This is a genomic window from uncultured Xylophilus sp., assembly GCA_913776965.1.
Lineage (GTDB): Bacteria > Pseudomonadota > Gammaproteobacteria > Burkholderiales > Burkholderiaceae_C > Xylophilus.
This window is the reverse complement of record CAJYQL010000065.1, coordinates 1-16,976: the sequence shown is the minus strand read 5'-3', so window position 1 is coordinate 16,976 and position 16,976 is coordinate 1. Positions and strand designations below refer to the sequence as shown.

The 16,976-nt window shown below is 68.5% G+C and carries 18 protein-coding genes and 1 tRNA gene; 12 read left to right on the top strand and 7 right to left on the bottom strand.

Going from position 1 to position 16,976, the window contains the following annotated elements; all coding sequences use genetic code 11:
- From QZ500_RS10325 to QZ500_RS10315, 3 genes are all read left to right on the top strand, one after another.
- Nucleotides 1–1,075, top strand: a 1,075-nt coding sequence (locus tag QZ500_RS10325; RefSeq protein WP_295854760.1) for a circularly permuted type 2 ATP-grasp protein, incomplete at its 5' end; no start/stop codon positions are given.
- 13 nt (nucleotides 1,076–1,088) lie between these two features.
- Nucleotides 1,089–2,048 (top strand): alpha-E domain-containing protein, encoded by a 960-nt coding sequence (locus tag QZ500_RS10320; protein WP_295854757.1) that lies wholly within the window; start codon nucleotides 1,089–1,091, stop codon nucleotides 2,046–2,048.
- A 235-nt stretch (nucleotides 2,049–2,283) separates the two neighbouring features.
- Nucleotides 2,284–5,346 (top strand): EAL domain-containing protein, encoded by a 3,063-nt coding sequence (locus QZ500_RS10315; RefSeq protein WP_295854754.1) that lies wholly within the window; start codon nucleotides 2,284–2,286, stop codon nucleotides 5,344–5,346.
- A 17-nt stretch (nucleotides 5,347–5,363) separates the two neighbouring features.
- Here QZ500_RS10315 and QZ500_RS10310 read toward each other — a convergent pair whose 3' ends face one another.
- Nucleotides 5,364–5,594, bottom strand: a complete 231-nt coding sequence (locus QZ500_RS10310) for a hypothetical protein (protein ID WP_295854751.1) — start codon at nucleotides 5,592–5,594, stop codon at nucleotides 5,364–5,366.
- Between the two features lie 229 nt (nucleotides 5,595–5,823).
- Between QZ500_RS10310 and QZ500_RS10305 the strand changes: the two genes are divergently transcribed.
- The 4 genes from QZ500_RS10305 to QZ500_RS10290 all read left to right on the top strand — a co-directional run bounded on the left by QZ500_RS10305 (nucleotide 5,824) and on the right by QZ500_RS10290 (nucleotide 7,505).
- Complete coding sequence (locus QZ500_RS10305) at nucleotides 5,824–6,138, top strand: proteophosphoglycan ppg4 (RefSeq protein WP_295854747.1); 315 nt, start codon at nucleotides 5,824–5,826, stop codon at nucleotides 6,136–6,138.
- A gap of 69 nt (nucleotides 6,139–6,207) precedes the next feature.
- Nucleotides 6,208–6,816, top strand: a complete 609-nt coding sequence (locus tag QZ500_RS10300) for a L,D-transpeptidase (protein ID WP_295854743.1) — start codon at nucleotides 6,208–6,210, stop codon at nucleotides 6,814–6,816.
- 114 nt (nucleotides 6,817–6,930) lie between these two features.
- Nucleotides 6,931–7,356, top strand: a complete 426-nt coding sequence (locus tag QZ500_RS10295) for a hypothetical protein (RefSeq protein WP_295854738.1) — start codon at nucleotides 6,931–6,933, stop codon at nucleotides 7,354–7,356.
- Nucleotides 7,357–7,428: 72 nt separating this feature from the next.
- Nucleotides 7,429–7,505: transfer RNA gene (locus QZ500_RS10290), tRNA-Pro, on the top strand.
- 60 nt (nucleotides 7,506–7,565) lie between these two features.
- Here the strand turns inward: QZ500_RS10290 and QZ500_RS10285 are convergent.
- Nucleotides 7,566–8,336, bottom strand: coding sequence for an IclR family transcriptional regulator C-terminal domain-containing protein (locus QZ500_RS10285; RefSeq protein WP_295854735.1), 771 nt, complete (start codon nucleotides 8,334–8,336; stop codon nucleotides 7,566–7,568).
- A gap of 146 nt (nucleotides 8,337–8,482) precedes the next feature.
- Between QZ500_RS10285 and pobA the strand changes: the two genes are divergently transcribed.
- Nucleotides 8,483–9,676, top strand: coding sequence for a 4-hydroxybenzoate 3-monooxygenase (pobA, locus tag QZ500_RS10280; protein ID WP_295854733.1), 1,194 nt, complete (start codon nucleotides 8,483–8,485; stop codon nucleotides 9,674–9,676).
- Between the two features lie 238 nt (nucleotides 9,677–9,914).
- On the opposite strand, the gene QZ500_RS10275 is transcribed toward pobA, so the two are convergent.
- Nucleotides 9,915–12,308, bottom strand: coding sequence for a YgiQ family radical SAM protein (locus QZ500_RS10275; protein ID WP_295854729.1), 2,394 nt, complete (start codon nucleotides 12,306–12,308; stop codon nucleotides 9,915–9,917).
- Nucleotides 12,309–12,390: 82 nt separating this feature from the next.
- Nucleotides 12,391–12,843, bottom strand: coding sequence for a CHRD domain-containing protein (locus tag QZ500_RS10270; protein ID WP_295854726.1), 453 nt, complete (start codon nucleotides 12,841–12,843; stop codon nucleotides 12,391–12,393).
- 111 nt (nucleotides 12,844–12,954) lie between these two features.
- Here QZ500_RS10270 and QZ500_RS10265 point away from each other — a divergent pair, with 111 nt between their 5' ends.
- The gene (locus QZ500_RS10265; RefSeq protein ID WP_295854722.1) at nucleotides 12,955–13,515 is read left to right on the top strand and encodes a DUF924 family protein; all 561 of its coding nucleotides are present in this window, start codon (nucleotides 12,955–12,957) and stop codon (nucleotides 13,513–13,515) included.
- A 12-nt stretch (nucleotides 13,516–13,527) separates the two neighbouring features.
- On the opposite strand, the gene QZ500_RS10260 is transcribed toward QZ500_RS10265, so the two are convergent.
- Nucleotides 13,528–14,004, bottom strand: coding sequence for a CHRD domain-containing protein (locus tag QZ500_RS10260; RefSeq protein ID WP_295854719.1), 477 nt, complete (start codon nucleotides 14,002–14,004; stop codon nucleotides 13,528–13,530).
- Between the two features lie 108 nt (nucleotides 14,005–14,112).
- Here QZ500_RS10260 and QZ500_RS10255 point away from each other — a divergent pair, with 108 nt between their 5' ends.
- The 3 genes from QZ500_RS10255 to QZ500_RS10245 all read left to right on the top strand — a co-directional run bounded on the left by QZ500_RS10255 (nucleotide 14,113) and on the right by QZ500_RS10245 (nucleotide 15,807).
- Nucleotides 14,113–14,694 (top strand): chromate transporter, encoded by a 582-nt coding sequence (locus tag QZ500_RS10255; protein ID WP_295854717.1) that lies wholly within the window; start codon nucleotides 14,113–14,115, stop codon nucleotides 14,692–14,694.
- Between the two features lie 13 nt (nucleotides 14,695–14,707).
- Nucleotides 14,708–15,304, top strand: a complete 597-nt coding sequence (locus QZ500_RS10250; protein WP_295854713.1) for a chromate transporter — start codon at nucleotides 14,708–14,710, stop codon at nucleotides 15,302–15,304.
- Between the two features lie 275 nt (nucleotides 15,305–15,579).
- Complete coding sequence (locus QZ500_RS10245) at nucleotides 15,580–15,807, top strand: hypothetical protein (RefSeq protein WP_295854710.1); 228 nt, start codon at nucleotides 15,580–15,582, stop codon at nucleotides 15,805–15,807.
- 19 nt (nucleotides 15,808–15,826) lie between these two features.
- On the opposite strand, the gene rlmB is transcribed toward QZ500_RS10245, so the two are convergent.
- Complete coding sequence (gene rlmB / locus QZ500_RS10240) at nucleotides 15,827–16,576, bottom strand: 23S rRNA (guanosine(2251)-2'-O)-methyltransferase RlmB (RefSeq protein ID WP_295854708.1); 750 nt, start codon at nucleotides 16,574–16,576, stop codon at nucleotides 15,827–15,829.
- A gap of 36 nt (nucleotides 16,577–16,612) precedes the next feature.
- Nucleotides 16,613–16,976, bottom strand: a 364-nt coding sequence (locus tag QZ500_RS10235; protein ID WP_295854705.1) for an ATP-binding cassette domain-containing protein, incomplete at its 5' end; no start/stop codon positions are given.

The window sequence follows — 16,976 nt, the reverse complement described above, 5'->3', positions numbered from 1 at the left end:
CCTGCAGAACGCCCAGTTCCGCCCCGAGATGATGGGCGTGGACGTACCCAACCACATCTATTCGCACATCGCAGGCATCGACATCGTCCGCGCGCCGGACGCACAGGGCAACGGCGAGTACTACGTGCTGGAAGACAACCTGCGGGTGCCGAGCGGCGTGAGCTACATGCTCGAGAACCGCACGATGATGATGCGGCTCTTCCCGGGCCTGTTCAGCCAGCACCGGGTCGCGCCGGTCGCGCACTACCCCGACCTGCTGCTGGAGACGCTGCGCGCCTCCGCCCCCCCCGCCACGGCGCAGCCCACCGGCGTGGTGCTGACGCCCGGCATGTACAACAGCGCGTACTTCGAGCACGCCTTCCTCGCCCAGCAAATGGGCGTCGAACTGGTCGAAGGCCAGGACCTGTTCGTCAAGGACGACTTCGTGTGGATGCGCACCACGCGCGGCCCGCAGCGGGTGGACGTGATCTACCGCCGCGTCGACGACGACTTCCTGGATCCGCTCGTGTTCCGCCCGACCTCCACGCTCGGTGTCGCCGGTTTGATCCAGGCCTACCGCGCCGGCAACGTGGCGATCTGCAACGCGGTCGGCACCGGCGTGGCCGACGACAAGTCGATCTACCCGTACGTGCCCAAGATGATCGAGTTCTATCTGGGCGAGCAGCCGATCCTGAAGAATGTGCCCACCCACATGGGCCGCAATCCGGACGACCTGCAGTACATGCTGGCCAACCTCAAGGACTTGGTCGTCAAGGAGGTGCACGGCGCCGGCGGCTACGGCATGCTGGTCGGCCCCGCCTCGACCGCAGCCGAGATCGAGGAGTTCCGCCAGGCGATCCTCGCCAAGCCCGACGGCTACATCGCGCAGCCCACGCTCAGCCTGTCGAGCTGCCCGACCTTCGTGGAGTCCGGCGTCGCGCCGCGCCACATCGACCTGCGGCCGTTCGTGCTGTCGGGCAAGGAGGTGCAGATGGTGCCGGGCGGCCTGACCCGTGTGGCGCTGAAGGAAGGATCGCTGGTGGTGAATTCGTCGCAGGGCGGCGGCACCAAGGACACCTGGATCCTGGAAATCTGAAGAGGAACATCCCATGCTGAGCCGCACCGCCGACCACCTCTTCTGGATGTCCCGCTACACCGAGCGTGCCGAAAACACCGCCCGGATGCTGGACGTCAACTACCAGACCTCGCTGCTGCCGCAGTCCGCCCAGGCCGCGCAGATCGGCTGGCAGGGCCTGCTGACGATCAGCGAACTGCTGCCGTCCTACCAGGCGCTGCACGGCGAGATCACGCCTGCCAAGGTGATGAACTTCATGGTGCGCGAGGAAAACAACCCGTCCTCCATCGTCTCCTGCCTGAAGGCCGCCCGCGAGAACGCCCGCGCCGTGCGCGGCACCCTGACCACGGAAGCCTGGGAAACCCAGAACCAGACCTGGCTGGAAGTGAACCGGATGCTCTACCAGGGCGAGTTCGAGCGCGATCCGGGCCAGTTCTTCGAATGGGTCAAGTACCGCTCCCACCTGTCACGCGGCGTCACGGTCGGCACCATGCTGATGGACGAGGCGCTGCACTTCATGCGGATCGGCACCTTCCTGGAGCGGGCCGACAACACTGCCCGGCTGGTTGACAACAAGTTCCACGCCCTGCACAGCGACTTCTTCGGCGCCGGCACCGACGGCGTGCAGGAATACGACTTCTACCACTGGAGCGCGGTGCTGCGCAGCGTGTCCGGCTTCGAGATCTACCGGCGCGTCTACCGCGACGTGATCCAGCCCGAGCGGGTCGCCGAGCTGCTGATACTGCGCCCCGACATGCCGCGGTCGCTGCACGCCAGCCTGAACGAGGTAGTGTCGAACCTGTCGTTCATCGTCAGCGATCCTTCGAGCGCCAGCCAGCGCAAGGCGGGCAAGCTGCGCGCCGACCTGCAGTACGGCCAGATCGACGAGATCCTCGCGACCGGCCTGCACGCCTTTCTCACCCAGTTCCTGGACCGGGTGAACGAACTGGGCGCCCACATCAGCCGCGAATTCCTGGTGCCCACCAGCGCCTGAGGTTGCGGCAGACAGCGGTCGCGGGAGTACGCACATTCCTTCTACCCTGTCTGGCTGGCGGGCCCGTCACCGCCTCGCACTGCCGATCGCCCGGTGGCTCGGCACCCTGTCGGTCGGCAAGACGCTCACGCTGATCTACCTGCTCGACCTGAGCGCGGTCATCTTCGTCTCGGGCATCCTGATCCACGAGAAATTTCTCGCGATCGATTTCACCCGCAAGGAGAGCGTCGGCAGCGTGTACAGCGCCGCCGTCCGGGAGCTGCTGCTGATGCCGTTCCTGCCGTACAAGGCACAGGTCCAAGCGAGCGACGAGGCACTGGGGCGCTTCGACGCGCTGCGCGACCGCTACGACCGCACCCTTCGGTCGGCCGAAGCGAGCCGCGCCTTCCGCGATGCCTGGACGGCGGTGGACCTCCAGCGCAAAGCCGCACCCGCGGCCTCGCACGTCGATACGACCGGTCGCATGCTGCAGTCGGCGCGCGAACTGCTGACGACGGTCGGCAATCAGTCCAACCTGATCCTCGACCCCGACCTCGACAGCTACTACGCGATGTCGCTGGTTGTGCTCCGGTTCCCCGAGCTGCTGAGCGTGATGCACGACACGATGCGCGCCGTGAACGGACTGGATGCCGACGCGCTGCCCGACGCCACGCTGCGCACGCAGCTGCTGATCCTCGGCGGGCGCATCGACGCGTCGGCGCTCGGCATCCGGTCCGACTATCTGCAGGCCTTCGCGGCCGGTCAGCCCGCCTTGCGCACCGCGCTCGAACCCGGGCAGCAGGAGCTCGGCGAAAGCCTGTCGGAATTCCTCACGCTGGTACAGAGCCTTGCCAGTGCCACGCCCGGCAAGCGGGATCTCGCCCGGCTGCAGGCCGCGTACTCGTCGCTGCTGTACCAGCTCGACCTCGCGTGGATCGTCGCGGCCTCCGAGCTCGACGGCATGCTGGCCGCCCGGGTCGACACCCTCTTCACCCGGATGTGGCTGCACCTGGGTACCGCCCTGCTGCTGCTTGCCTGCATCCTGACGCTGGTCTATGCCGTCGCCCAGCAGATCGCGCGGCCGCTGCGGCACCTCGCCCGCGTGGCCGACGACGTGCGGCGCAGCGGCGACTACTCGCTGCGGGCCGGCTGGAGCAGCCGCGACGAGATCGGCCAGCTGGTCACCGCGTTCAACGGCATGCTGGCCCAGCTCGGCCGCGAGCGGCTCAACCAGCAGGAACTGGCCTCGCGCGAGCGCGCCGCCCGTGCCGAACTGGAGATCGTGGAATCGGTACCGATCGCGATGGTCGTCACCTCGATCCCCCGGCACGAGGTGCTGCATGCCAACGCGCCGGCCGTACCCTGGCTCGGCGGCGTGACCACCGACCCGTGGGGCCGCCACCTCGAGCCCGGCGTACGGGCCCGCTTCTTCCAGCAGCTGGCCGACCACGGCGCGGTGGACGAATTCGAGGTGCGCTGGCGCGGCACCGCCGAGCCGACCTGGGCGGTGCTGTCGGCACGACGGCTGCAGTTCCAGGGCCAGGACGCGGTGCTGACGGCCTTCACGCCGGTCAACGTGCTCAAGCAGATGGAGCAGCGCCTCGAGCTGTGGGCGAAGGTGTTCGAGGCCTCGTCCGAAGGCATCGTGATCATGGACGGCCAGCAGCGCGTCCTGAGCGTCAACCATGCCTTCTGCCGCAGTACCGCCCACGAAGCCTACGAGGTGATCGGCCGCGAGTTCTTGACGTTGCTGGCCGACCCGGCCGGGTCGCCGCTGTCCGCGCGTTTCGCCGCGGCGGTCGGCGAACGCGGCGCCTGGCAGGGCGAGGTCGAATTCCGCCGGCGCGCCAGCGGCAGCTATCCGGCGTGGCTGGTGGTGTCGGCGGTGCGCTCCGGCGCAGGCCGCGGCGCAATCTCCCATTACATCGCCATCTCGGTGGACATCACCGACCGCAAGCGGACCGAAGCGCGGGTGCAGTTCCTGGCCGACCACGACGTGCTCACCGAACTGCCGAACCGCTCGCTCTGCATCGCACGTCTCGGCGAGGCCCTGCGGGCGGCTGAAGTCTCGGGCGACCGGGTGGCCGTGCTGTTCATCGACCTCGACCGCTTCAAGTCGATCAACGACACGCTCGGCCACCACGTGGGCGACGCCCTGCTCCGTTCGGTGGCGGGCCGGTTGTCGCAGGCAGTACGCGGCGACGATACGGTCAGCCGCCTGGGCGGTGATGAGTTCGTCGTGATCCTGCGTGGTGTGCACGATGCCGGCGAGATCCGCGCCATCGTCGAGGAACGGCTGATACCGCTGATCCGGGCGCCGCACGACGGCGAGGGCCACGAGCTGCGGGTGTCCTGCAGCATCGGCATCGCGGTCTACCCCGAGGACGGCGGCGACCTCGACGAGCTGATGCGCCGCGCCGACGCAGCGATGTACGAGGCCAAGTCTTCGGGCCGTGACCAGTTCCGCTTCTTCTCGTCGGCGCTCGACCAGATCGCACGCGAGCGCCGCACGGTCGAGCAGCACCTGCGCAGCGCGCTCGACCACGGCGAGCTGGAAATGCACTATCAGCCGCGCATCGATGCCCGTACGCTGCAGGTGGTGGGCGCGGAAGCGCTGATGCGCTGGAAACATCCGGAACTCGGGCAGGTGCCGCCGTCGCAGTTCATCCCGATCGCAGAGGAGACCGGGCTGATCCGGCCGCTGGGACTGTGGGCGGTGCAGCAGGTCTGCGCTCTGCTGCAGCGCTGGCGGGCGGAAGGCCGTGCGCCGCTGGTGCTGTCGGTCAACCTGTCGGCGGTCCAGCTCGCGGACAACGCGCTGCTGGAGTGGCTTACGGCCTTCGCCGCCGAAGGCGCCATCGACATGGGGCTGCTTGAACTGGAGATCACCGAAACCCAGCTGATGGAAAATGCCGGCGCCGCCGGCGAAGGGCTGGCGGCCTTGCGTGCGCTCGGGCTGCGTTTCTCGATCGACGACTTCGGCACCGGCTATTCGAGCCTCGCCTATCTGAAGCGGTTGCCGATCGACAAGCTGAAGATCGACCGCTCGTTCGTGCAGGAACTGCTCTCCGACGCGACCGACCTGGCCATCGTGCGGGCGATCATGGCGCTGGGCCACAACCTCGGACTGGGGGTCGTGGCCGAGGGCGTGGAATCGTTAGCGGTGGCCCATCAGCTGAACCTGCTGGGCTGCGACGAACTGCAGGGCTACCACTTCGCGCAGCCGATGCCGGTGACGACATTGGAATCCTGGCTGCAGCGGCGGGCGTCGGCACCGCCGATGGCACTGCTGCCTTCGACACTGCGCAGCGAGCGCTGACCGCCCCGCACCCGCGATCAGCTCGGCTTGGGGGTCGCCGGCTCGTCGCCCGGCTTCGGGCCCACCGGTTTGACCGGCTCCTTCGGCTCTTCGTTGGGATGCTCGTGCGGCGTTCCGGACGCGGATGCTGCCGCATCGAGCGACGTCGCGTCGGCCGTGTTGCCGGTGCCGGACCGTACAGGTATGCGCGGCTCCGGCGATGGATGCAGGGCTTCGCCGCCGTGCGGCGTGGAATCGATTGGGGGCATGGAATCTCTCATTGATGGACCAAACAGCCAGGATCGTCCCGCGTGGACTTGGTACTTCTTGTAGGAGCACATCGCGTCGCCAGGTTCCGACCGCGCGCCGGCCCACGTCTAACGGGTCCTGTCGCCTACAGACGCGATGCGGTTGCGCCGACGCGGGCTGCCTGCAGTACTCCCTACGCTTGGTCGCACTGGATGACCAGTACCTACATCACCACCCGAGGAGTTCACCATGACCAGCAAGTTCCTGTCGATCACCCTGCGCACCCTGACGGCCACCGCTCTGCTTGGCGCTGCCGCAGTGCACGCACAGGGCACGCCGCCGAATCCGGCCTCGCCGAACCCCGCAACCGGCGTCGGCACGACGGACTCGCAGGGAACCCCGAAGGGCGAGACGGGTACGCCTTATGGCGGCGGCACCGGCGCACGCACCACGGCGCCGATGGGCTCGTCGTCCATGGGTTCTTCCTCGACCATGAACAATACGCCGTCTACCGCACCGATGCGCTCGACTCCGATGCGTCCGGCCCGCGCCGACCGCAACTGATCGGCCCTGCGCTGACGACGGCCGGGCCTGCGCGCCCGGCTTTTTAATTTCTATCTGTCACTGCCTGCCATGCATCCGCTGACCCGAATCGCCTGCACCGTTGCCTTGACGGCTGCGTCCACTTTCGCTTTGGCCTCCCTGCCTTCGCCCGCAGCGTCCGGGGACGTGCGCGCCGTGCAGGAGTGGGTGCGGAAAGGCCAAGACAATGTCGGACAGCCCTATGCGGTAATCGACAAGAAGAATGCGGCGATCCATGTGTTCGATGGCAAGGGTGCACTGCGGGGCGCGTCGCCGGTGCTGCTGGGCCTTGCCCGCGGCGACGATTCGGTGCCGGGCATCGGCGAGCGGCCGATGAAGTCGATACAGCCGCATGAGCGAACCACGCCTGCCGGTCGTTTCGTCACCGAACCCGGTGTCAATACCGGCGGAGAAGACATCGTCTGGATCGACTACGACGCAGCGGTGTCGATGCACCGGGTCCGAACTGCCAACGCGCAGGACCGTCGGCTGCAGCGGCTCGCAAGCCGGACCGTGGCCGACAACCGGATTTCCTACGGTTGCGTGAACGTTCCCGCCGACTTCTACGACCGCGTTATCAAGCCACTGTTCGGCCAGAGCGCGGGAGTGGTGTACGTGTTGCCCGAAACAAGGCCGCTTGCCTCTCTGCTCCCACGCTGACCCCGCTGCGGCAGGTATTGCGCCCGTCTCGCCGGCAGGCCGATGCGCCGCAGGACTACAGGACCGCTCTGGCGCGTCGCCTTAAGTTGATCGCCCAATCCACAGGAGATCACCATGAAAAAAGCCCTCGTCGGATCTGCACTGCTGGCAGGTCTGCTCGCACTGGCCGGCTGCGACCGCAAGGAGCCCGCCACCAGCACGACGGTAACGCCCGACACTAGCCAGACTGCCCCTGCCGGCACGTCGCCCAGCACCACTGCGCCAGTGGCTCCGGACTCGCCCGCGTCGGCAGGCGGCACCGGCGCCCCGATGGGCGGTTCAATGCCACCCACGACGCAGCCCGACGCTCCTGCAGGCGCGACCGGCTCCGGCGGCATGGGCAGCAGCAGCGATAGCACCGGCACGACCGGCGGACTCGGCACCGCGGGCGGGATGGGCAGCACGCCGACCCCGTCGTCGCCCAACGCGACCACCGGCCAGCCGACGCCACCGCCTGCTGAAGCCCCGGGTACGGCGGCACCGGCGCAATCGGCACGCTGATCGTCCGATCGGCGATTTCGTCGGGCAGCGAAGCGAATACACCCCGCCACGCAGGTTAGAATTCTGGCTTGTCGGGGCGTAGCGCAGCCTGGTAGCGCATCTGGTTTGGGACCAGAGGGTCGTGAGTTCGAATCCCACCGCCCCGACCATTCATTTGGAAAGCCGCAGTTCTTTTAGAGCGCTGCGGCTTTTTTCATGGCCACGGCGCATCAGATCAGCGCGCGCAGTTCGCGGGCCGCGTCTTCCAGCAGCGGCAGCATGGGGCGGACGAAATGGTCCGATTTCCGCTCGGAAGACGCACCCACGACGTTCAGCGCCGCCACGGTACGGCCCTGCATGTTGCGCAAGGGGACGGCGAGCGCATGCACGCCCAGTTCGTGCTCTTCGCTGGCGAAGCACCAATCCTGCCGCCGTGCGGCGGCGACCGCCTTGCGCAGGCCGGCCAGCGTCGTGGTCGTCAGCGGGGTCAGCCGCGGCAAGGTTCTGCCGCGGCACCACTGCGCGAACGCCACACTGTCCAGCGCAGAGAGGAGCATCTGCCCGGTGGACGTCGCATGCGCCGGCAGCCGAGCCCCCAGATGCAACCCGTAGGCGGTGACCCGGTCGGGCGTGCCGTAGACCCCGCTGCGCGCCACGATCACCACCTCATCGCCGTCTAGGACCACCGCCGAGAACGACGCCTGCGTCGCAGCCGCCAGCCGGTTGAGGGTCGGCTGCAACACGCGGGGCAGGCGCGCCGATGCGAGATAGCTGCCGGAAAAGCGCAGCACCTTGGGCGACAGCCAGAAATACCCGTCTTCGGTTTCCAGATAGCCGAGGTGCGCGAGCGTCAGCAGGTGACGCCGGGCGGCGGCGCGGGTCAGGCCGGTGCGCTGGGCGGTCAATGTCGCATTGAGCCGCTGGCGCTCCGTGTCGAAGCTCTCCAGCACCGCCATGCCCTTGGCCATGCCTTCGATCAGATCGGCTGCCGCGATCGCCATGGGCCCACTCCTGCATAAAAAATGATGGATTGCGCGATCATCGCGCAATCCCATCGGTGATCGCACAACGGCTGCAGCACGCACTTTCTCCTCGAAACGGCTCTTCTTACGCTTGAGGTTCCCCCTCAACCTCTTGAAAGAACCCCATGCGCACCCAGGTCGTGATCGTCGGCGCCGGCCCTGCCGGCCTGCTGCTCGGGCAGTTGCTGCACACCGCCGGCATCGACAACGTGATCGTCGAACGCCAGACCGGCGACTACGTGCTCGGCCGGATCCGCGCTGGCGTGCTGGAGCAGACCACGCTCGACCTGCTGGAGCGCGCCGGCGTGGCGGCGCGGGCGCACGCCGAGGGCCTGCCGCACAACGGCATTGAACTGCTGTTCAGCGGCGCGCGCCACCGCATCGACCTTCATGTACTCAGCGGCGGCAAGCGGGTGATGGTGTATGGCCAGACCGAGGTGACCCGCGACCTGATGGCCGCCCGTGCCGCAGCGGGCCTGCGCACCATCTACGGCGCGCACGACGTCAGCCTGCACGGCTTCGACGGCGCCGCGCCGTCGGTCCGCTTCACCACCGGCGAAGGCGCGGATACGGTCGCGCAGGAAATCGCCTGCGATTTCATCGCCGGCTGCGACGGCTACCACGGCGTGTCGCGCCGCAGCGTGCCGGCGTCTGCCCTGCAGACCTACGAGAAGGTCTACCCGTTCGGTTGGCTGGGGGTGCTGGCCGACGTGCCGCCCGTCTCGGAGGAGCTGATCTATGCCAACACCCCCCGGGGCTTCGCGCTCTGCAGCATGCGCAGCGCGACCCGCAGCCGCTACTACCTGCAGGTGCCGGCCGACGAGGATGTCGCGCGCTGGACCGACGAGGCGTTCTGGGACGAACTACGGACCCGGCTCGACCCCGAGGCCCGCGAGCGACTGGTGACTGGCCCGTCGCTGGAGATGAGCATCGCGCCGCTGCGCAGCTTCGTCGCCGAGCCGATGCGCTTCGGCCGTCTGTTCCTGGCGGGCGATGCGGCGCACATCGTGCCGCCGACCGGCGCCAAGGGCCTGAACCTCGCAGCCTCCGATGTCGGTTTCCTGTTTGATTCCCTCCAGGAGCACTACGGCGACCGCAGCAGCGCCGGCATCGACGCCTATTCCGACCGCTGCCTGCGCCGTGTCTGGAAGGCCGAGCGCTTCTCCTGGTGGTTCACGTCGCTGATGCACCGCTTCCCCGACACCGGCGCTTTCGGACAGAAGATCCAGGAAGCCGAACTCGATTACCTCGTGCAGTCGCAGGCGGCTTCCACCGCCTTGGCGGAGAACTATGTCGGCCTGCCCTTCGACCGCCGCTGACGCGGTCAGGATGGGCACGCCGCCCCGGCCGCTCGCCGGCATCGTGGTGACGATCGCGCTCCACCTGCGCGGAGTTATCAGCAGCTGGCGGGGCTGACACCGTTAGGCCACCATCGGTCCGAACGACCCCAGCGGCGAACGCGTCATACAGAAAAGCCGAAATACATGCTATCGAATGAATAGCATGCTGCGCCCACCCTGCGGGCGCAAAGGCCGGATTTCGTTCTGAAGATCTGCCTCAGCGGCCACCCGGTTTGCGCCGCGGCCCGCCGTTGTCGCGGGGCGGCAGGCCGGTGTGCTGGGTCAGCAGCCGCCCGCGTACCGGCGCGACCTTGTTCGGCTTGCCGATGCCGCCCGCCGGAGCGACCGACGCGCCCGCCTTCACCGGCGTCGAGTTCTTGCGGCGCGCACTTTGGTAGCTGCCGTCGGTCAGCGGCTGGAAGGTCGGGATCAGGTGGTGCTTGCCGTTGCCGATCAGGTCGGCGCGGCCCATGGCCTTGAGGGCGTCGCGCAGCAGCGGCCAGTTGTTGGGATCGTGGTAGCGCAGGAAGGCCTTGTGCAGCCGGCGCCGCTTGTCGCCCCGCACGATGTCCACAGTCTCGGTCTCGCGGCCGACCTTGCGCAGCGGGTTGCGGTTGCTGTGGTACATCGCGGTGGCGGTGGCCATCGGCGACGGGTAGAAGGTCTGGACCTGGTCGGCGCGGAAGCCGTTCTTCTTCAGCCAGATCGCCAGGTTCATCATGTCTTCGTCGCTGGTGCCGGGGTGCGCCGCGATGAAGTACGGGATCAGATACTGCTTCTTGCCCGCCTCGGCCGAGAACTTCTCGAACATCTGCTTGAAGCGGTCGTAGCTGCCGATGCCGGGCTTCATCATCTTCGACAGCGGCCCCTGCTCGGTGTGCTCGGGGGCGATCTTCAGGTAGCCACCGACGTGGTGCTGCACCAGTTCCTTCACGTACTCGGGACTCTGCACCGCCAGGTCGTAGCGCAGGCCGGAACCGATCAGGATCTTCTTGATGCCGCGCAGCGCCCGCGCCCGGCGGTAGATCTTGATCAGCGGATCGTGGCTGGTGTTGAGGTTCGGGCAGATGCCCGGGTACACGCAGCTCGGCTTGCGGCAGGCGGCCTCGATCTCGGGCGTGCGGCAACCGATGCGGTACATGTTGGCTGTGGGCCCGCCCAGATCGGAAATCGTGCCGGTGAAGCCCTTGACCTTGTCGCGGATCTCCTCGACCTCGCGGATGATCGATTCCTCCGACCGGCTCTGGATGATCCGGCCCTCGTGCTCGGTGATCGAGCAGAAGGTGCAGCCGCCGAAGCAGCCGCGCATGATGTTCACGCTGAAGCGGATCATCTCCCAGGCCGGAATCTTCGTTGCGCCGTCGTGGCCACCCTGCTCGTCCGCATAACGCGGATGCGGGCTGCGGGCGTACGGCAGGTCGAACACATGGTCCATCTCGGCCGTGGTGAGCGGGATCGGCGGCGGGTTGATCCACACGTCGCGCGCCGTGGCGCCCTCGCCGTGCGCCTGCACCAGCGCGCGGGCGTTGCCCGGGTTGGTCTCCAGGTGCAGCACCCGGTTGGCATGGGCGTAGAGCACTGGGTCGGAGCGCACCTGCTCGTAGCTCGGCAGGCGGATCACGCTGCGGTCGCGCGGCGGCACCTTCAGCTTCACCGACGGGTTGGGCACGAACACCATCGGCTGGATCGCCGGATTCGCGTCGGCCCGGCGGGCTGCGAGGGCTGCACGTGCCTGGGCGCCGGCGGCCTCCGCATCCGCCGCGACGGTCTGCGCCTCGTCTTCCTTGGCGCAGGTGGCACCGTTGGCCTTGGCCTGGTCGGACACCATCAGGTACGGATTGACGTGCGCCTCGACCCGGCCCGGGGTGTCGACGGTGGTCGAGTCGATCTCGAACCACGCGTCCTCCGGCATGGTTCGGCGCACGAAGGCGGTGCCGCGCACGTCGGTGATCTGCTGCACCGGCTCGCGCGCGGCCAGCCGGTGGGCGATCTCGACGATGGCCCGCTCGGCATTGCCGTACAGCAGCAGGTCGCACTTGGCATCGACCACGATGCTGCGGCGGACCTTGTCGGACCAATAGTCGTAATGGGCGATGCGGCGCAGCGAACCTTCGATACCGCCGAGCACGATCGGCACGTCGTTCCAGGCTTCGCGGCAGCGCTGCGAATAGACGATCGCCGCCCGGTCGGGCCGGCGGCCGCCCACGTCGCCCGGGGTGTAGGCATCGTCGCTGCGGATCTTCCGGTCGGCGGTGTACCGGTTGATCATCGAATCCATGTTCCCGGCGGTCACGCCGAAGAACAGGTTGGGCTTGCCGAGCGCACGGAACGGCTCGGCGCTCTGCCAGTCGGGCTGGGCGATGATGCCGACCCGGAACCCCTGCGCCTCCAGCATGCGGCCGATCACCGCCATGCCGAAGCTGGGATGGTCGACATAGGCGTCGCCGGTGACGATGACGATGTCGCAACTGTCCCAGCCGAGCGCGGCCATCTCCTCGCGCGAGGTCGGCAGGAACTTGGCCGTGCCGAAACGCGCCGCCCAGTACTTGCGGTAGCTGGTCAGCGGTTTCGCGGCGCGAGCGAACAGAGAAACGTCGACAGGGGCGTTCATCGGGGCTTTCGGGGGGAGGCCCGCGATTTTAGGCGCCCCGCCCCTTTCCGGCCACCGATAGGGCTACTGCCCCGGCAGCGCCTCAGCGCTGCAGCACGACCTGGCCGCGGATCTCGCCGCCGGGGTTCTTCGCGGTGTGGATGTTGATGTACCAGCGGCCGGCCAGCAGATCCTGCACCTGGGCCGGGGTGATCGTCGCCTCGCCTTCGATCGTCGGATAGGTCAGCGGGCTCTTGAACGGCACCACCACCGGGCCGTTGGACGCCACGTCGGCCGGGCCGTGGAAATGCGCGGCGGTTGCCGGGCCGCTCAGGCCGGAATAGTCCACCTTCCAGCGCAGGCCGCCGGTGTCCTTGTTCAGCCAGACCTGCGCCACGCCCTGGCCCATCGTCTGGACCGGCGGCACCTGGGCATCGCCGCTCAGGCGTGCCTGCATCAGGGCAGTGTTGGACGTGACCGTGGTGCAGCCGGCGGCCAGTGCCACGATGGCGCTGGCGGCCAGCAGGGAGAAGGTGCTGCGGCGGGACAAAGACATGATCGCTCCGGTAATTTGTAAGCGCGCGATCTTGTGCGCCTGCTCCAAGCCGAATGCAACCGGATGCAACGTGCCCCCGCCGCCCCCCGGCGCCTTGGGTAGCGTGGCGGGATGGATGCATCACCCCACGACCTTCCCCCGGCCGCGCGGGCCGTCGTCGATTTCTGGCGCGAAGCCGGGCCGACCCGCTGGTTCGCCAAGGACGACGATTTCGACCGCCGCTTCCGCGCCCGTTTTCTCGACGCGCACGAGGCAGCCGCCCGCGGCGACCACGACGACTGGCAAGCCACCCCGGAAGGCGCCCTGGCGCTGGTCCTGCTGCTCGACCAGTTCCCGCGCAACAGCTTCCGTGGCAGCGCCCGGGCCTTCGCAACCGACGGGCAGGCCCTCGACATCGCGGCGCATGCCGTCGACCGCGGCGACGACCGGCGCGTCGATGCGCCGCTGCAGCCCTTCTTCTACATGCCGTTCATGCACTCCGAAACGCTGGCCGACCAGGAACGCTGCGTGGAACTCAGCGGGCGCATCGGCGGATCGACGCTGGAGTACGCCATCCTGCACCGGAACATCATCGAGCGCTTCGGACGTTTCCCGCACCGCAACCCGGTCCTCGGTCGCAGCACGACGGAGGCGGAGCAGGCGTTCCTGGACCAGGGCGGCTTCAAGGGCTGAGCGCCCTGGCGGTCAGCGGCGCTCGATCATCTGGCCGCGGATCTCGCCGCCCGGGTGGCGCGCCGTGTGGACGTTCACGTACCAGCGTCCGGCCAGCAGGTCGGCCGCTTGGGCCGGCGTCAGCGTCGCGCGGCCCTCGTAGGCGGGCGTGACCGGCAGCGTGAAGGCGATCACCGGCGGCGCATTCGATCCGATGGGGGCCGGGCCGTGGAAGTGGGCCATCGTCGCCGGCCCGCTCAGGTTCTCGTACGCCATCTTCCAGCGCAGCAGATAGGTCTTGCGGTCGAGCACCGCATCGACCGTGCCGGTAGCCATGCTCGCCACCGGCGGCACCTCGTTGCTACCTGCGAGCCGGGTGGTGAAGGTCGCGAGGTGGGCGTACGGGTCCGGCTTCGGCGGCGTGGTGCACGCCGCCAGGAGAACAGCTGCGCCGGCCAGCAGGGCGACGGCACCTACGCGGTGCGCGGGGCGGATGGACGAAGAAGTCATGAATAGCTTCCTAGGGAGGGGACGACGGCGACCGGCCATTCTTCCACGCAAGTCGTCGCTCACGGCGCCGTCAGCGGCGCGTCGACGGGTTGCCGATAATCGGGCGATATGCATATGCCCCCGCCCGATTCGCCCGACCGGCCCCGACCGGAATCCCTGCGCGCCCTGTTCATCGCGTTCACCCTGCTCGCCCTGCAGGGCTTCGGCGGGGTGCTCGCCATCGTGCAGCGCGAAGTGGTCGAGCGGCGCGGCTGGCTGTCGCGCGAGGAATTCATCGAGGAATGGGCCGTCGCCCAGGTGATGCCGGGGCCGAACGTGGTCAACCTGTCGCTGATGCTCGGTGGCCGGTGGTTCGGCTGGCGCGGCGCGTTGACCGCGCTCGCCGGCATGCTGGCGGTGCCGCTGCTGGTGGTGCTGGTGCTCGCCTTTTTCTATTCGCGCTTTCAGGACGTGCCAGCGGTGGCCGGCGCGCTGCGGGGCATGGGCGCGGTGGCGGCGGGGCTGATTGTCGCGACCGGCCTCAAGCTGATGCCGGCGTTGCGCAACCATCCGCTCGGCACGCCGATGTGCATCGCCCTCGGCGCCGCCTGCTTCGTCTGCGTGGCGATCTTCCGCATCCCGCTGCTCGCCGTGCTGGCGGTGCTGGGCGCCCTCGCCTGCGGGCTCACCTGGCGCAAGCTGTCCGACTGAAGGAGCCGCTGCGATGACGATCCACTTGCAGGCCGCGGACTGGTGGGCCCTGTTCGGCCAGTACCTGATGATGTCGCTCCTTTCGATCAGCGGCGCGATCACGATGGTGCCCGAGATGCACCGCTACCTGGTCGAGCGGCACGGCTGGCTGACCGACCCGCAATTCAGTGCATCGGTCGCGATCGCGCAGGCCGCGCCCGGCCCCAACGTGCTGTTCGTCGCGCTGATGGGCTGGCAGGTCGGCCTGAACGCCGGCGGCGGCCCGGATGCGGGCGTGGGCGCCTGGATGCTAGCCGCCCTGGGCCTGTCGATCACGATGACCGGCATCCTGCTGCCGAGTTCGCTGCTCAGCTATCTGGCCGCGCAATGGAGCCAGCGCAACCGGCACCGCCGTTCGGTCCGGGCCTTCCGCCAGGGCATGGGGCCGCTGATCATCGGCCTGCTGATCGCGACCGGCTGGGTGCTGGTCAACGGCGGCGGGGAGACCTCGGCCCGCTGGACCGTTTGGGCGACCGCCGGCGTGACGGCGCTGATCGTGTGGCGCACCAAGATCCACCTGCTGTGGCTGCTGGGCGCGGGCGCGGTGATCGGCGGCATGGGCTGGCTCTGACGCGGGCGTACGACCGGGCCCACAAGGGCGCATCGGATCGAAAAGCGGCTCTTTCGCCCGCCGCTTCTGCGCCAGCAGCTATCGAAAACATAGCATCCGACGCTTGGAGCAGTCTTGCGCTTTCGTGCGCGTAGGCAGGCTCCCGATCACGTATTTCCTACCGACCCGACAGGCCCGGCGCTCCGCTTCCGGCCCGCGACGCATCTCTTGACCGGCCAAAGACGCGGCGGGCGCACGCCACAGTCACCGCAATCCATCGTTTTTCTGGAGCGATCATGCGGCCCACCGGCTCTCTGCGCGTACGCGAATTCACCGTGCATTCCTTCGACGGCCAACCGGCGACCGTCACCGAGCACCAGGACTACATCGACACCCGCGCCGCCTGCGGCGGCCTGCAGCGCGCGCTGTTTCCCCGGACCTACCGTATCGCGGGCCAGCTGGTCCGCAAGCTGCGCGACCGGTTCGAGGACCCCCGTACCCGGCAAGCCTGGAAGCTGGCCTGATCGGCCTCGGGCCCGCCTGTCAGCCGCGCTGGCGCCGCGCTTCGTAAAGACAGACGCCGCTGGCGACCGAAACGTTCAGGCTCTCGACACCGCCGCGCATCGGGATGCTGATCAGGCTGTCGCACGTCTTGCGAGTCAGCTGGCGCATGCCGGGGCCTTCGGCGCCCAGGACCAGCGCCACCGGGCCTCTGAAGTCGGTTTGGTACAGCGTCTGCGGCGCATCCTCGGCAGTGCCGATGCACCAGATGTTGCGCTCCTTCAGCTCGTTCATCGTCCGGGCGAGGTTGGTGACCATGAAGTACGGCACCGTCTCGGCGGCACCGCTGGCCACCTTCGCGACCGTCGCGTTCAGGCCGACGGCATGGTCCTTGGGCGCGAGCACCGCATGGGCACCGGCGCCGTCTGCCACCCGGAGACAGGCGCCGAGGTTGTGCGGATCGGTCACGCCGTCGAGGATCAACAGCAGCGGCGGTTCGGCACCCGCATCCGCCTCGAGTTTTTCCAGCAGGTCGTCGAGCGAGCGCGCCTGCTCCAGCGGCTGCACCCGGGCCGCGACGCCCTGGTGGCCCTGGCTGCCGGCCAGCTTGGCGATCCGCAGTCCGTCCGCCTCGATCAGCCGCACGCCGGCTTCGGCCACGCGTTCCAGGAACTGCCGCATCCGCGCGTCGCGGCGTGTCGGCTCGTAGTAGATCTCGATGATGGAGGCAGGCGCCGTCTTCAGGCGCACGCCGACGGCGTGGAAGCCGAACAGAACTTTGGGGGAGGACATTCCGGAATTATCGCGGCGGCTCCCGGTGCGACCGCCCTACTCTTCCCGGATGCGGCCGGCGTCGATCGTGATGCGGCGGTCGCAGCGGGCGGCGATCGCGCGGTCGTGTGTCACCAGGACCAGCGTGGTGCCGCGTTCGCGGTTCAGCTCGAACATCAGCTGCATCACCGTCTCGCCGGTCGCGAAGTCCAGGCTGCCGGTCGGCTCGTCGGCCAGCAGCACCTCGGGCTCGACCACGAAGGCGCGGGCGAGGGCCACCCGCTGCTGCTCGCCGCCCGACAGCACCTTGGGATAGTGGCCGAGCCGCTGGCCCAGCCCGACCCGCGCCAGCATGTCGCCGGCGGCGCGTCGGGCGTCGCTGCGGCCGGCCAGTTCCAGCGGCAGCATGACGTTCTCGAGC